This is a genomic window from Streptomyces sp. NPDC001914, from assembly GCF_042891215.1.
Taxonomy (GTDB): domain Bacteria; phylum Actinomycetota; class Actinomycetes; order Streptomycetales; family Streptomycetaceae; genus Streptomyces.
This window is the reverse complement of sequence record NZ_JBIASW010000011.1, coordinates 257309-270978: the sequence shown is the minus strand read 5'-3', so window position 1 is coordinate 270978 and position 13670 is coordinate 257309. Positions and strand designations below refer to the sequence as shown.

The following is a 13670-nucleotide window of genomic DNA, read 5'->3' as shown; positions in this document are numbered from 1 at the left end:
GGTGCTGGGACGGGACGCCGGACCGGGGTCTCAGATCAGGTTCGCCAGCGGGGTGTGGGTCAGCGGCTCCAGGACGAGCACCGTGCCAAGGACGGTCATCACGGTGCCGGTCACCCGGGCCAGCGCCACCCCGCGCCTGAGCGTCCGTTCGGCGAGGAAGAGCAGGGTGAGCGTGCCCATCCAGGCGATGTTGTCGAGCCCCACCGCGACCTGTACGAGCATCAGCGCCCAGCAACAGCCGAGGCAGTACAGGCCGTTGAGGGCACCGGCGCGCAGCGCGCCGGCCGCTCCCGCGGCGAAGTCGTGGGTGAGGACGAACTGGAGGGGGCTGCGGCACACCGTCAGGCACTTGGTCTTCAGGCCGCTGAACTGGAAGAGTCCGGCGGTCGCGAGGACGAGTCCGGTCGACGCCACCCGCCAGGGCCCGTCGAAGGACTCGGGCAGCGCGGCGCGCTTGGCCACCATGAGCAGCAGCGGCGCCGCGCCGGCCAGCACCCAGGCCAGCAGATAGCCCGCGACGAGGCACGCCGTCTCCGTCCTGCCCCGCGCGCCGCGGGTACGGGTGACGAAGCGGTGGGCCGCGATCAGCGGGACGGCGACCGGGAACATCATCGCCACGACCATGCCGGTCCACATCAGGAGGAACATGCCGGCCTCGACGGCGGACACCTCCTGGCCGGCCGCGCCCGCTGTGTGGTGCTCCATGCCGGGCATGTCGTCCATCCCCGGCATCCCGGCCATGGCGTCGTGCCCGGCCGGGGCCGCGGTGTGGTGGCCGCCGAGCATCCACCACCAGGCCAGCGCAGAGGCGGCGCCCACCCAGATCGTGGTGGTGACGCTGATGCGGCGCGTCCACTGCCGGGGTGTCGAGGTCGGCCGGAGCGCCCCGGGCGCGGGCCGTGTGCTGACGGAGCCGCTCATGCCGAGGTCAGCTTCATGGGGCCGAAGTCGGCGTGCTCCAACTGCCAGTTCCAGCCGAGTTCGTCGTCGACGAACCGGCTGTCGGTCTTGGCGAGCAGCCGGGCCCCGCCGAACGACATCAGCGCGTTGTTGACCTCGATCGGCGTCGTGCCGTCCTGGCCTATGAGGGGCCGCAGCCCCACCACGGCGTCGCGGCCCAGGGTGAAGGAGGGCTTCTCCCCGGTCTCGTCGAGCTCGATCGGGACCCGGCGGATGCCCTTGAAGTCCTCGACCAGGGTGAACAGCGTGGCGAGCAGGCCGCCCGCCTTGCCGGTCAGGATCTGCTCCAGTGCCTCGCTCTGCGGTCCGGGTGTCTTCTCGTCGATGTAGACGGCCACTTGGAGGCCGCCGTCCCACACGTGCCGGACAGTGCGGTAGGCCACGCCCAGCTTGCAGCCCGCCAGGTCGACGTCGCCGTAGTGGCCCCTGTCGATGAAGCCGACACCGATGGCGTCGCAGGAGCCGTGGGTCGGCTCCTCGGCGAACCAGCACGGGCACGGGGTCCCGCAGTTGCAGGCTCCGGCGAGCCGTCCGTCGATCTCCCAGTCCATCGTCCTGCTCCTTGCGAATCGATGCGTGCGGACACGGTGGTACGAAGGCGGTGGTACGAAGGCGGTGGTACGAAGGCGGTGGTACGAAGGCGGTGACGGGGCTACGAGCGGATGGCGGGCCCGGCCAGGGCGGGGGCCGCCGGAGCGCTGAGCCTGGCCCACTGCGCGAGCCCCACACAGGCGAGCACCAGGACAGCCGTGGTCAGCGTCGTCGCGTCGACCGAGTCGTGGAGCAGGAGGGCCGCCCAGCCCACCGTCAGCAGGGGCTGGAGGAGCTGCATCTGGCTGCCGCGGGTGACGCCGACCCGGGCGAGGCCCGGATACCAGGCGCAGAAGCCGAGGAACATGGAGAACACCGCGACGTAGCCGAAGCCGATGAACGCGGACGCCCCCGCGTGCTCGAAGCGGGGCGGCGCCAGGACGAGCGAGGCCGCCGTGATCGGCAGGGTGACGGGGAGCGAGAGCACCAGGCCCCAGGAGATCACCTGCCAGCCGGGCATCGACTTGGAGATCCGGCCGCCCTCGGCGTATCCGATGCCGCCGGTGACGAGCGATCCGATCAGCAGGAGGTCCGCGACGCCGAAGCCGCTGATTCCGTCGCGGAGGGTGAAGGCGAGGATCACCACGGCGCCGGCGACCGACGCCGCCCAGAACAGCGGGCTCGGCCGTTCGTTGCCGCGCAGCCGGCTCATGGCGGCGGTGGCCAGCGGCAGCAGGCCGGTCACGACGGCGGCGTGCGCCGAGGACACGTGCTCCAGGGCGAGCGCGGTGAAGATCGGGTAGCCCACGACGATGCCCGCGCCGACCAGGGCCACCGGCAGGAGGTGCTCCCGGCGGGGGAAGCGGGCCCGCGCGATCAGCAGGCAGATGCCGGCGAGGGCGGCCGCGACGACGGACCGACCGATGCCGACCGTCCAGGCGTCGAAGACGGCCATCGCCTTCTGCGTGGCCGGGAAGGTCAGGGAGAACGCCAGTACTCCGGTGCCTGCCATGAGCAGTCCGAACAGATGTGAGGATGCCGGAGCATCGCGATCGGTCATGCCGGTCCTTGTCTGTGAGGGGGAGGCCGGGGACGGGGCGGGGCCGGATGCCGGGGGGACGGCATCCGGCCTCCGGGTCAGACGCCCGCCGGCGCCGCCGCCTTCGAGGTGGCCTCGTAGGCCTCGACGAAGTACATGGTGAAGAGCTTGAAGAGGTGGTCGAAGTGGCGTGACAGGCGCTCCTCGTCCTCGGGCGTCTTCACCAGCGTCATCAGCACGTTCCACACATCGCCGGTGTGGTCCTCCTCGATGTCGTAGTTCACGTGGGTGCGGGCGCCCTCGACGTTCTCCTCGCCCAGCGTCTTCTCCAGGTTGTCCAGCCAGTCGGGCTGGGTCAGCCGCGTGGTGTACTCCAGGAAGTAGCTGCTGGCGATGGCGCCGAGCGGCGAGCCCTCGAACTCCAGGCAGTACAGGAAGTAGCCGTTGAGCAGCTTCGTGGCCAGGAAGGGCTCCGTGGCGTACGCCTCGTCCGCCTCCACGCCGACCTTCTTGAGGTCGGCCAGGAACAGCTGGTCGTGGAGCATCTCGTCATCGGTGTACGCGGCCCACTTCTTCGCCGCCTCCGGGTCGTGGAGGGTGAAGTAGCGGATGGCGTGCGCGTCGATGGTGCGCTTGCGCCGGATCCGCAGGATGGTCTCGATCGTGTGCCGCTTGTAGTAGGGCAGGTCGATCTCGGAGCCGTTCAGGAAGTGCTGGGCGTAGGGCACGTCACGGTAGAAGTCGCCGATGAACGCGTCGAGCTTGCTGTTGACCTTCGCGAACAGCTCGGGGCGGATGATCGCCTCGTCACTCATGCCAATGCTCCTTAATTGCAAGGGTCGTTGTTGTGTTCGCTCAGCTGCGGGAAGCCACCGGGCGGGCCATGCCCGCGGCCGCCAGGATGTCGTCGAGGGCGAACTCGCCCTCTCCCGCGGCGGCGGCTTCCATCAGGTCTCCGAACCCGTAGGCCCGGATGTTCTCCACGACCTTCGCGACGTCGGCGACGATCGTGTAGTAGTCGGTGCCGCGTCCCGGGACGTCGCGGGGACCGGCGACGATCTCGGCGCCCGCGGCCTGGAAGCCCGCGAGCTTTCCGCCCCGGCAGTAGGCGACGACGCGCTCGATCGGCAGCCGCTCCAGGGACCAGGCCGAGGCCCAGCCGAACAGCAGCAGGGAGTAGGGAAGATCGCGTCCCTGCCGAGGGAGGCCGGCCAGCCTTCCCAGTTCCCAGACGCCCGGGTCGTTCGCCAACTCGGCCGGAAGAAGGCCGAGTTCGGCGATCTCCGTGGTGCAGGCGGTGACCGGGACGATCCGCAGGGTCGCGGCCGCCCGGTCGTCCTTGCGCAGCAGGAACACCTTGCCCGCCGCGTCACGGTCCCGGTCCAGCCACCAGAACTCGTCGTCGGGGAATCTGGGTTCGTACCGCAGGAGGCGCAGGGCGTGCGCCTCCGCGAGCTCCGACGTGTTCGCGGTTACGGAGAAACTGAACATCTCTGTCATGTGCTCCCCTGATTCGCTGAGATCTGACGCGTCGGCCCGCCGGCGGCCGTCAGTAGTGGACCCGGCGGCTCTCCGGCGTCACCCGGTAGCGGATGTCCCACAGGTTCCGGCGCACGTAGGTGCGCTGGAGCCAGCGGTCCAGCCCGTCGTAGCGGGCGGTGAAGGTGGACCGGGCGTGGACGCCCTTGCGGTTGTTGATCAGCAGGACCTGGCCCGGGCGCAGATGCACGCCGTGCGCCACCGCCCCGCAGACGTCCTGGAGCCGGTCGAGCGCGGCCTGGGCCCCACTGGTCAGCGCGCGCACCCCGTTGGCCGAGATGACGATCTCGGGGTGCTCCCGGGTCCCGCTGATGAGCGGAACGGGGTCGGAGAGCACCTCGGCGTCGGCGGCGGCCTCGCGGGTGTAGCTGCCGGGCGCGTTCAGCCGGAACAGCGGTGAGCGCAGGACCTCCAGGACGTCCGGGGCGAGGGCCGCCGAGACGTCGCGGGCGTCCGCGTAGTACGTGCCGGCCACCCCTTCGTGGTCCGCGCGCAGGCAGCTGAGCACGAGGAAGTCCGGGTTGGCGACGTCGTACCGGCCGATGACGTCGTGGGTGATGTCGCTGTGGAAGTTGAGGAAGACCTCGGACCCCTGGTTGGTCTGGGTCCTGGAGCCGCCGGACACCGGGATGACGTCGTGGACCAGCTGTCCGGCCTTCTCGGTGGTCACCCCGATGGGTTCGCCGAGCAGCCCGCTCAGGCCGAGCAGCACGCCCTCGGCGATGAAGGTCTCCTTCACCCCGCTGGGTCCGCCGTCCACCGGGGTGGAGGGCAGGTCCGGGTCCACGGGCAGGTTGTTGATCAGGGTGACGCCGGGGGTGTCGATGTGCCGGCCGAAGTCCAGGATCTGCTGCAGGAGTTCGGTGGGCAGGCCCGCGAAGACCTGGAGGTAGCGGGTCATCGCACGGTCGATGTCGGTGTCCGGACGGCCGACGGTCGCGAGCCCGGCGCCGAGGGCGTCGCGTACCTCGTCCGGCAGATTGATCTCGGCGAAGGTCGCCGTGGCCGGCCGGCTGTCGCCGGATCCGGTCTCGAGCGGACTCTCGACGAAGGTGGTCATGCGTCACACTCCTTGCAGTACGGGTTCGGGGAACCGGGCGTTGGGGTCCTGGAGTTCGTCGTGCAGCCGCTGTGCCAGGTGCAGGGCGTCGTCCTCGCCGGCCGCCAGATGGGTGGCGACCTTGCTGCCGCGCAGCGCCGTGACCGGGACACCGGCGTAGACGCCCGGCTTCAGGCCCTGCCGGCGCTGGAACTCCTCCAGGTCGACGAAGCCGCCCATGACGGCGACCTGCGGCCCGGTGGTGAGGCGGATGGTGTCGATGTTCGCGGCGTGGAAGGCGGCGAACGCGACGTCGGCGTCGGCGTCGGAGTCGTAGGACAGGGCGATGGAGCGCTGGTTGAGCACCACCGCGGAGGCCGAGGTGCCCCCGGTCCCGATCACGGAACCGATGGGGAACGGCGCCCGGTTGAGCCGGCAGACGATCTCGATCCGGTGTTTCTGGGCGAGCCGCACGGCCCTGCGGTGCAGCACCTTCGCCCCGTACAGCGACATCAGCGCCGCGATGTTGTACGAGACCTCCTTCAGCAGCCGGGTGCCGCTGACGAGGTGCGGGTCGGTGCTGTAGATGCCGTCCACGTCCGAGTGGATCTCGCAGCGGTCCGCGCCGACCGCGGCCGCGACGGCGACCGCCGACAGGTCGGAGCTGTTCTTGCCGAGCCAGGTGGGCCGGCCCCGGGTGTCCGCGGCCTGCCCGCCGGGCACCACGACCACGTCGTTGTCGAACAGCGCGGTGAGCAGCGGTTCCGAGTCGGTGTGTTCCAACCGGGCCCACATGAAGGCCGAGTTGGTGACGAGGCCGAGCTGGTGCCCGGCGAGGACCGTGGCGGTGCGTCCGGTCCGGTGCAGCGCGGTGGCGAGGAGCTGGGCGCCGACGGTGTCGGCCAGGGTCAGCAGGCCGGCGACGCTCTCGTCCTCGGGGTGCGGATTGACCTGGTTGAGCCGGTCCCTGAACTGTTCGGTCTCGCCGGGCTGGCCGCTGACCACGACGACGAGTTTGGTGTCCTCCCGCTCGACGCGGTCGCTGAGCGCCCTGGCGAGGTCGCCGTACGCCGCGAGGGTACGGAAGCTGGATCCGCCGAACTTCAGGACGGCGGGCGACTTCACAGCGTGTCTCGTTCGATGAGCTCCTCCGCGATCTGCACGGCGTTGAGTGCCGCGCCGATGCGCAGGTTGTCGGCGACCAGCCAGAGCCAGAAGGCGCGCGGGTTGTTCTGGGTGGCGCGGATCCGGCCGACGTGGACGAGGTCGGAGCTGCCGACCTGGGCCGGGGTCGGGAAGGCGCTGATCGTCTCGCGGTCGTGGACCTGCACCTCGGGCAGGGCGGCGAGCACCTCGACCAGTTCGGCGCGGTCCACCGGTGACTGGCACTCGACGTAGACGGACTCGGAGTGGCAGTTGGCGACGGGCACCCGGACACAGGTGGTGGTGACGTCCAGGTGCGGCAGGCCCAGGATCTTCCTGGTCTCTCGCAGCATCTTCTCCTCCTCCAGCGTGAAGCCGGAGTCGAGGAAGCGGTCGATCTTCGGGATGACGTTGAAGGCGAGCGCCGGCTTGAAGTGGTGCGGTTCGAAGTCGGCGTCCGGACCCTGCAGGGAGGCCCTGGTGGACTCCTGGAGCTCCTCCACGCCGGAGTAGCCGAGGCCGGAGGCGGCCTGGTAGGTGCTGACGACGGCGTTGCGGATGCCCCAGCGGTCCTCGATGCCGCGCAGCAGACGGGCCAGCGGGATGGTGGAGCAGTTGGGGTTGGCGATGACGCCGCTCTTCGGACGCCGGTCCAGCTCGTGGGCGTTGACCTGCGGCACGACCAGCGGGGTGTCCGGGTCCATCCGGAAGGCGATGGTGTTGTCGATGACGACGGCGCCGGCGGCGGTGGCGACCGGTACCCACTTCTCGCTGGCGGTGGTGCCGGCCGAGAAGAAGGCGATGTCGGCCTGGCCGAAGTCGAACTCCTCGATCGCCTGGACCTCGTACTCGCGGCCCGCGAAGGAGATCTTGCGGCCGGCCGACCGGGACGAGGCGACCAGGTGCAGCTCCGAGTAGCGCAGGGCGCGTTCCTCGATGATCTCGAGCATGGTGGTGCCCACGGCACCCGTGGCCCCGACTATCGCGATGCGGGGTGCGGCGGCGGTCCGGTCCGGTGCGGAACTCATCGGGACTCTCCAATGGTGATCTTGTCGGCCCCGGCGGCCTGCGCGGCAGGCTGCTGAGCGGCTGCGGGAGCGGGGGCGGGGGCGGCGGTGGGAGCGGCGGCTGCGGGAGCGGGGGCGGCCGGGGCTGCGGTCCCGGTCCGGCGGGGTCCGAGCTTCCAGCCGAGGTTGATGCCGAGGCTGGCGGCCACGATCAGCGGGATGCCGAGCGCCTGCAGCAGGCTGATGCGGTGTCCGTAGACGCTCCAGTCGCAGAGCATCGCGACGGCCGGGTAGATGAAGGCCAGGACCGCGATCTTCGAGGTGGGCAGCTTCTGGTACGAGGAGTACATGAGCACGTACATCAGGCACGTGTGGATCAGGCCGAGCCCGACCAGCCAGCCCCAGTCGGCGCCCATGCCCGACAGCTCGCCGAACGAGGTGAAGGGGAGCAGCAGCGGGATGCCGAGCAGCACCTGGACGAGCGCGACCAGATGGGGCCGGACGCCGGTGACGCGCTTGGTGATCACGGTCGCGAAGGCGTAGAAGACGGCGGCGAGCAGGGCCTGCCCGAGTCCGGTGAGGTAGCCGCTGCGTCCGCTGTCCTGGAAGTCGGAGAGGGAGATGCCGGCGACCAGGATCAGTCCGCCGAAGGCGACGACGAGCCAGCCCAGCTTGGCCGCGGTGATCTTGTCGCGGAACAGGAGCGCGCCGAGCATCATCACGTAGAACGGCTGGGTGTGGTAGACGACGGTCGCCACGGTGATGGACGTCGACTCGTAGGACTCGAAGAGGAAAGCCCAGTTGAAGACGATGAAGACGCCGCCGAGTGCCGCGAGGCCGATCTTCTTCGGGGTGAAGCCGTGATTCTTGAAGAAGCCGCGGACCAGGCAGTACAGACCGAGCGCGATCGTGCCGAACACGCAGCGGAAGAAGACCACGTTGAAGGGCGACGCGCCGGACTCGACGACGAAGATGCCGAGTGTTCCGGAGAGCACCATGGCGAGCGTGAGCTCGACCGCTCCCTTCAACTCCGTGTTCGTCGTGCTTGGTTCGGTTGACATGAGAGTCCTCTCACTCGGAGCGGGTGGTTTCAGTTCAGGGGCACGGCGTAGTGCAGACCGCCACGGGTCCACAGCTCGTTGAGTCCACGCGGCACACCGAGCCCGGAGGCGGCGCCCAGGTTGCGCTCGTAGATCTCGGCGTACGTGCCGGTCGCGTCCAGGACGCGGGCCGCCCACTCCTCGTCGAGACCGATCGCCGCTCCGTGCGCGCCGGCGAGGGCGGCCGCCTCGGCGAGCGCCCGCGACCGGCCGCCGGGGCCCGCCTCGTCGGCGTGGTGCTCGGCCGAGAGCAGCAGTTGCAGCACCCAGCGGCACAGCCGGTACCACTGGGCGTCGTCGTCACGCACCGCGGCGGCCATCGGTTCGCGGGAGATCGCGGTGTCGAGGATCCGGTGCGCCTGCGGGTCGGGCAGCGCGGCCCGCTCCCCGGCCAGCGCCGTACGGTCGAGTACGTACGCCGCGCACTCGCCCGACGCGTAGCCGGCGAGCGTCTGCGCGGGCGTCGCGTACTCCACGGGCTCGACGGACAGGCCGCGCCGCCCGTACCAGGCGGCCAGGTTGGCGATGCTCGTCGTGCCGCGCTGCACCGCGACCCGCCGGCCGGCCAGCTGCCCCGGGTCCTCGATGCCGCTGTCCTCGCGGACCAGGAACCCCTCGCCGTCGTAGCAGGTCACTCCCGCGAAGAGGACGGGCCGGTGTGCCTCGCGGCCCAGTGTCCAGGTCAGGTTGCAGACGGAGAGTTCGGCCGTGCGCTCGTACAGCGGCTCCAGGCGGTCGGCCGGGTCGGACGGCAGCCACTGGATCGCCTCGGGGTCGCCGAGCGCGGCCGCCGCGACGGCCCGCGCGACGTCGGCGTCGAGCCCTGTCCACGTGCCGGTCGCGGTGGGCAGCGAGAGCCCTCGGATGCCGCGGCTGACGACCGCGCGCAGCGCACCGCGGTCACGGACCGCGTCGAGGGTGGGGGTGGTGACCGGGGCAAGTGTGGTCATGTCAGGCTCCATTGGGGCACACGGGTCAGCTGCTCACGGTCGAAGCGGCGCTCGTTGTAGCCGAGCATTTCGATCAGGCCCTGGGCGGACAGCGGCTTCCTGCCGGCCGTACGGTCCATCGCCAGGGGCATGGCGCCGGGCTCGGCCCAGCGCAGCAGCCCTCGTGCGTCGACGTACGCCCGGGACTTGTTGGCGTTGTCCCGGTGCAGGCAGAACGGCACGTCGAGATGGCCCAGGGAGAACGCCCGCACCAGGGCCTGGCCGACCGTCGGGGCGAGGGCGAGGGTGCTGTCCACGAGCATCCGGGCCTCCTCGTACAGGCCCGTCTCGGTGGGTGGTTCGGGCTGCCCGTGCAACGCCTCGTCGGCGGCCACGTAGGCGGCGAACTCCAGCGCGTCCACGTTCTCGTTGACGGTCGGGATCCGGAACGCCTCGGCGGGCGTCTTGACGATCAGCCGCTCGGTGCCGCTGCGGATCGCGAGCCGGGCGCTGTCCTCCAGGATCCGGAAGGAACCCACCGGCGTACGGGGGTAGACGCCCATGTACGTGTAGAGGACGACGTGCCAGTCGAGATCGCCGAGGCGTTCGCCGGCGAGCCTGCGCAGCGCCGCGAGTGCCTCCAGGTCCTGCGCGGAGCTGGTCTGCTGGGCGTAGCTCAGCGAGATGCTGTGCAGGCCGTGCTCGGCGAAGAACAGCGCCTCCAGGACGCTGAGCGCCACCAGCAGGCTGGGCGGGCACAGCTGGCCGAGCATGCAGCCGCCGAAGCTCTCCAGATGGATCTGCCGGTCCTGGGCGGCGAGCAGTTCGCAGCAGCGCGCCCACGCGTCGACGGCCTCGGTGAGCGGGGCCCGGCTGTAGGGCAGGCAGTAGGAGACCGGGCCGCCCTCGGTGGCGTCGATGTCCGCTGCGACCATGGCCTCGAAGAGCGGGTAGGGCAGGGCGGAGCCGTGCCGCACCTGGATCGGGAAGTCCTCGCCGGCCACTCCTTCGAGCATCCGCCGGGTGGCGTCCGGGCCGTGGGCGACGAGGGGGAAGCCGTTCAGGTCGGCGCCGGTGCGCAGGGCCTCCCGTGCCGAGTCGTGGTCGTTGACCCGTGTGTAGCTGTCGAGGGTGATGGTGCCGGCGGAGGTGGCCCGGGCGCCGCGGACGCCGAGCAGTCCCTCGCGCATGACGGGGAGTTCGGCGAAACCCATCCGGGGCTGGACCACGAGGCCGCCCGCTTCCTTGGTCCGGTGCACGAACGCGGAGAAGCGGTTGGTGCGGATCCGGGCGGGGGCGTCGGGGACGGTGACGCTCATGCGGCGGCCTCCGTCATCGGAAGGGCGCGCTGTGCGCCGGGGCCGAGGTCGCGCAGGAACTCATTGAAGTTCTGCAGGGCGCCCTCGGATTCGAAGACGGCGTCGAATCCGCTCGCGGAGAGGCCCTCGATGAACCGGACGTTGTCCTTGCCGCGCACACCGAGTTTCCCGCCGATGACGACTCGCAGGTCCTGGAGATCGGGCTGGCTGCGTATTTTGCGGATGAGTCGCATTCCGTCGAGATGGCCGTGTCCGTTGACCGTGCTGAGGACGAGTACGTCCGGTCGCTGTTGTCGGCATTCCTCGATTATGAGGTCGTCGGGAACGCAGGCTCCGAGATTGATGACCTCCCCTCCGTGCTCCTCCAGAAGTAGTTGGAGAAACACCAGGTTCCACATGTGGGCATCCGAGGAAACGCTCGATACGATGAATTTCGTTGCCGGGCGGACTACATTCGACATCGGCTTCTCCGCAAACGTGAGGGAGTGATAGGGAAATCCTCGCGGGAGAGCGACATCCGCGTCCAGCAGCAAGGCCGGGAATGATCGATACCAAGAATCGCGATGCTCGATCACACCGGCCGTAATTCGCCATTCCGTTTCCCGGCCCGGAGTTTCTGGATCCCAGAACCCCGGAGCCGGATGGCCGGCGACCCGGGCACCTCGGACGGCCCGGGCGCCAGCCGCTCGCGGCCGACGCGCCGGAGAGTCAGTCGGCCGAGCCGGTCGTCGCGCTGTACTCGCTCGCCATGCATTCCAGCGTCCGGTCGATGAACAGGCGCATCTCACGCGTCTGCCGGCAGCCCCTGCGCCACGCCAGCTGGGTGTAGACCTCGAAGGGCACCTCCCAGGAGAGCGCGGCCAGCGTGCCCGCCGCGATGTCGTCGGCCACGGTCATCGTGGGCAGCAGGCTGACCCCGAGCCCGGCGGTCAGACCCCGCTTGATCGACTCGATGTTGCCGAACTCCAGGAACGGCACCGGCTCGCCCGAGCCGTCGTTCAACTCGGCCTCGAACAGCTCCCGGTAGGCGCACCCGGCCTCCGGAGCCAGCACCTGGACGTCGCGGAGCTGGTCGAGTTCGACCTTGGTCTCCTTGGCCAGGGGGTGGTCCGGAGCGGCCACGACGACCAGCGGTTCGGGGCCGAGCATCTCGCTCTCCACACCGGGGTGCCGGGTCTCGGCCTCCATCAGGAAACCCATGTCGAAGGTGCCCTGGCGCAGCGAGTGCAGCGTCTCCGCGCAGAGGCTGGGACGCAGCACCAACTGCAGCTGCGGGTAGCGGTGGTGGAAGAGTTCGAGCACCGGCGGCATGCGGTACGAGGTGATGCTCTCCATGGTGCCGATGGTGAGCAGGCCGGAGGGCTCACCGTCACCGGACGCGATGCCGCGGGCCTCGCCGGCGAGGGTCAGCATCTGCTCGGCGTACGGCAGGAACCGCTGACCGGCCGGGGTGAGCTGGATCTTTCCGGCGAGCCGCTCGAAGAGCTCGACGCCGAGGGACGTCTCCAGACTCTTGATCTGGGCGGTGACGCTGGACTGCGCGTACCTGAGTTCGGTGGCGGCGCGCGTGAAGCTGAGCAGCGTCGCGACCTTGTGGAACGTGGTCAGTTGCCTTATGTCCACTGGATTCCTCCTGGGAGCGGGTGTGCGGTGGTTGCTTGACGCCGGGGCCGGTGGTCCCGGTGAAGGGCGTCCATCAGAAGTCCCAGCTCTCTTCGTCCTGGTGCTGAGGGGTCTCGTGGACGTGCTCCGCGGTCGCGGCGAAGGCTTCGCCCGCCATGGCCGCGGAGAGTGTCGTGCCGTCGGCCGGGTCGACGAGCAGGAAGGACCCGGTCCGGCGGGAGTCGGCGTAGGCGTCGAGCGCGAGCGGCTCGGCCGTGCGTACGACGACCCGGCCGATGTCGTTGGCGACCAGCTGCCCGGGGTCCGGGTGCTGGGAGAGGTCGTCCAGGGCCAGGCGCGAGGGGATGTCCTTGACGATCGCCTTGACCGTGCGGGTGGTGTGCTTGAGCAGGACCCGGTGGCCGACGGCCAGCGGTTCGTCGGCGACGTGGCAGACCGTCGCCTCGACGTCCTGGACCAGGGCCGGGGCGTCGTCGCCCGGGGCGATCAGATCACCGCGCGAGACGTCGATGTCGTCGGCGAGACGGATCGTCACGGACTGGGGAGCCCAGGCGATGTCGACGGATTCGCCGAGCAGGTCGATGCCGGCGATGGCGCTGGTGCGGCCCGACGGCAGGACGGTGACCTGTTCGCCGACGCGGAAGGTTCCGGCGGCGATCTGGCCCGCGTAGCCCCGGTAGTCGGGGTGCTCGGCGGTCTGCGGCCGGATCACGTACTGCACGGGGAAGCGTGCGTGGCAGTGCGCCAGGTCGTGGCTGACCGGGACCGTCTCCAGGTGTTCGAGGACGGTGGGGCCGCCGTACCAGTCCATGTGCGCGGAGGGCTCGACGACGTTGTCGCCGGCCAGCGCGGAGATCGGGATCGCGGTGATCTCCGGGATGCCGAGCGACGCTGCGTACGCGGTGAACTCCTCGGCGACGGCGGCGAACACGGGTTCCGCGTACGCGACGAGGTCCATCTTGTTCACGGCGAGCACCACGTGCGGCACGCGCAGCAGGGCGGCGATCGCCGCGTGCCGGCGGGTCTGTTCGACGACACCGTTGCGGGCGTCGACCAGGATCACCGTCAGGTCGGCGGTGGAGGCGCCGGTGACCATGTTGCGGGTGTACTGCACGTGGCCGGGGGTGTCGGCGAGGATGAACCGGCGCCGGGCGGTGGCGAAGTAGCGGTAGGCGACGTCGATGGTGATGCCCTGCTCGCGTTCGGCGCGCAGGCCGTCGGTGAGCAGCGCGAGGTCGGGGGTGTCCTGGCCGCGGTTGCGGGAGGCGTGTTCGACGGCCTCCAGCTGGTCGGTCAGGATCGACTTCGAGTCGTGCAGCAGCCGTCCGACGAGGGTGGACTTGCCGTCGTCGACGGAGCCCGCGGTCGCGAAGCGCAGCAGGGTGGTCGCCGAGAGCTGTCCGACCGACAGGGGCTCGGTGGGTTCGGTGGTGCTGGTCAT

At 70.3% G+C, this 13670-nt stretch carries 14 protein-coding genes; all 14 read right to left on the bottom strand.

What is annotated here, in order from left to right; translation table 11 throughout:
- Nucleotides 1-30: 30 nt before the first annotated feature.
- A complete protein-coding gene (locus tag ACFYYF_RS29090) occupies nucleotides 31-921 on the bottom strand; it encodes a DUF2182 domain-containing protein (RefSeq protein WP_388780505.1) in 891 nt (296 codons plus the stop codon).
- Entirely contained in the window at nucleotides 918-1511 is a 594-nt protein-coding gene (locus ACFYYF_RS29085; RefSeq protein ID WP_361678885.1) for a DUF1326 domain-containing protein, read from the bottom strand. The genes ACFYYF_RS29090 and ACFYYF_RS29085 overlap by 4 nt, the downstream gene beginning before the upstream one ends.
- Before the next feature lie 101 nt (nucleotides 1512-1612).
- Entirely contained in the window at nucleotides 1613-2551 is a 939-nt protein-coding gene (locus tag ACFYYF_RS29080) for a DMT family transporter (protein ID WP_388780504.1), read from the bottom strand.
- Nucleotides 2552-2628: 77 nt separating this feature from the next.
- Nucleotides 2629-3345: a hypothetical protein gene (locus ACFYYF_RS29075; protein WP_388780503.1), complete on the bottom strand. Its 717-nt coding sequence runs from the start codon at nucleotides 3343-3345 to the stop codon at nucleotides 2629-2631.
- 40 nt (nucleotides 3346-3385) lie between these two features.
- Entirely contained in the window at nucleotides 3386-4030 is a 645-nt protein-coding gene (locus tag ACFYYF_RS29070; protein ID WP_388780502.1) for a hypothetical protein, read from the bottom strand.
- A 49-nt stretch (nucleotides 4031-4079) separates the two neighbouring features.
- Nucleotides 4080-5129 carry a TauD/TfdA family dioxygenase gene (locus ACFYYF_RS29065; protein ID WP_361678873.1) on the bottom strand — a complete coding sequence of 350 codons (1050 nt, stop codon included), beginning with the start codon at nucleotides 5127-5129 and terminating at the stop codon, nucleotides 4080-4082.
- A gap of 3 nt (nucleotides 5130-5132) precedes the next feature.
- Nucleotides 5133-6233, bottom strand: a complete 1101-nt coding sequence (locus ACFYYF_RS29060) for an aspartate kinase (RefSeq protein WP_361678870.1) — start codon at nucleotides 6231-6233, stop codon at nucleotides 5133-5135.
- Nucleotides 6230-7279 carry an aspartate-semialdehyde dehydrogenase gene (locus ACFYYF_RS29055; RefSeq protein WP_388780501.1) on the bottom strand — a complete coding sequence of 350 codons (1050 nt, stop codon included), beginning with the start codon at nucleotides 7277-7279 and terminating at the stop codon, nucleotides 6230-6232. The genes ACFYYF_RS29060 and ACFYYF_RS29055 overlap by 4 nt, the downstream gene beginning before the upstream one ends.
- Nucleotides 7276-8319 (bottom strand): DMT family transporter, encoded by a 1044-nt coding sequence (locus ACFYYF_RS29050; protein ID WP_388780500.1) that lies wholly within the window; start codon nucleotides 8317-8319, stop codon nucleotides 7276-7278. Before ACFYYF_RS29050 ends, ACFYYF_RS29055 begins: the two co-directional genes overlap by 4 nt.
- A 29-nt stretch (nucleotides 8320-8348) precedes the next feature.
- Nucleotides 8349-9308 (bottom strand): amino acid ABC transporter substrate-binding protein, encoded by a 960-nt coding sequence (locus tag ACFYYF_RS29045; RefSeq protein WP_388780499.1) that lies wholly within the window; start codon nucleotides 9306-9308, stop codon nucleotides 8349-8351.
- On the bottom strand, nucleotides 9305-10606 hold the full coding sequence (locus ACFYYF_RS29040; RefSeq protein WP_388780498.1) for a methylaspartate mutase: 1302 nt from the start codon (nucleotides 10604-10606) through the stop codon (nucleotides 9305-9307). Before ACFYYF_RS29040 ends, ACFYYF_RS29045 begins: the two co-directional genes overlap by 4 nt.
- A complete protein-coding gene (locus tag ACFYYF_RS29035; protein WP_388780497.1) occupies nucleotides 10603-11181 on the bottom strand; it encodes a cobalamin B12-binding domain-containing protein in 579 nt (192 codons plus the stop codon). Before ACFYYF_RS29035 ends, ACFYYF_RS29040 begins: the two co-directional genes overlap by 4 nt.
- Nucleotides 11182-11314: 133 nt before the next feature.
- Nucleotides 11315-12229: a LysR family transcriptional regulator gene (locus ACFYYF_RS29030; protein ID WP_361678851.1), complete on the bottom strand. Its 915-nt coding sequence runs from the start codon at nucleotides 12227-12229 to the stop codon at nucleotides 11315-11317.
- A 73-nt stretch (nucleotides 12230-12302) separates the two neighbouring features.
- Entirely contained in the window at nucleotides 12303-13670 is a 1368-nt protein-coding gene (locus ACFYYF_RS29025) for a sulfate adenylyltransferase subunit 1 (RefSeq protein WP_388780496.1), read from the bottom strand.

Excerpts from the sequence above, each read along its gene's own strand:
- ACFYYF_RS29090 (WP_388780505.1), bottom strand. The coding sequence starts at position 921 with ATGAGCGGCTCCGTCAGCACACGGCCCGCGCCCGGGGCGCTCCGGCCG.
- ACFYYF_RS29085 (WP_361678885.1), bottom strand. The coding sequence starts at position 1,511 with ATGGACTGGGAGATCGACGGACGGCTCGCCGGAGCCTGCAACTGCGGG.
- ACFYYF_RS29080 (WP_388780504.1), bottom strand. The coding sequence starts at position 2,551 with ATGACCGATCGCGATGCTCCGGCATCCTCACATCTGTTCGGACTGCTC.
- ACFYYF_RS29075 (WP_388780503.1), bottom strand. The coding sequence starts at position 3,345 with ATGAGTGACGAGGCGATCATCCGCCCCGAGCTGTTCGCGAAGGTCAAC.
- ACFYYF_RS29070 (WP_388780502.1), bottom strand. The coding sequence starts at position 4,030 with ATGACAGAGATGTTCAGTTTCTCCGTAACCGCGAACACGTCGGAGCTC.
- ACFYYF_RS29065 (WP_361678873.1), bottom strand. The coding sequence starts at position 5,129 with ATGACCACCTTCGTCGAGAGTCCGCTCGAGACCGGATCCGGCGACAGC.
- ACFYYF_RS29055 (WP_388780501.1), bottom strand. The coding sequence starts at position 7,279 with ATGAGTTCCGCACCGGACCGGACCGCCGCCGCACCCCGCATCGCGATA.
- ACFYYF_RS29050 (WP_388780500.1), bottom strand. The coding sequence starts at position 8,319 with ATGTCAACCGAACCAAGCACGACGAACACGGAGTTGAAGGGAGCGGTC.
- ACFYYF_RS29045 (WP_388780499.1), bottom strand. The coding sequence starts at position 9,308 with ATGACCACACTTGCCCCGGTCACCACCCCCACCCTCGACGCGGTCCGT.
- ACFYYF_RS29040 (WP_388780498.1), bottom strand. The coding sequence starts at position 10,606 with ATGAGCGTCACCGTCCCCGACGCCCCCGCCCGGATCCGCACCAACCGC.
- ACFYYF_RS29025 (WP_388780496.1), bottom strand. The coding sequence starts at position 13,670 with ATGACCAGCACCACCGAACCCACCGAGCCCCTGTCGGTCGGACAGCTC.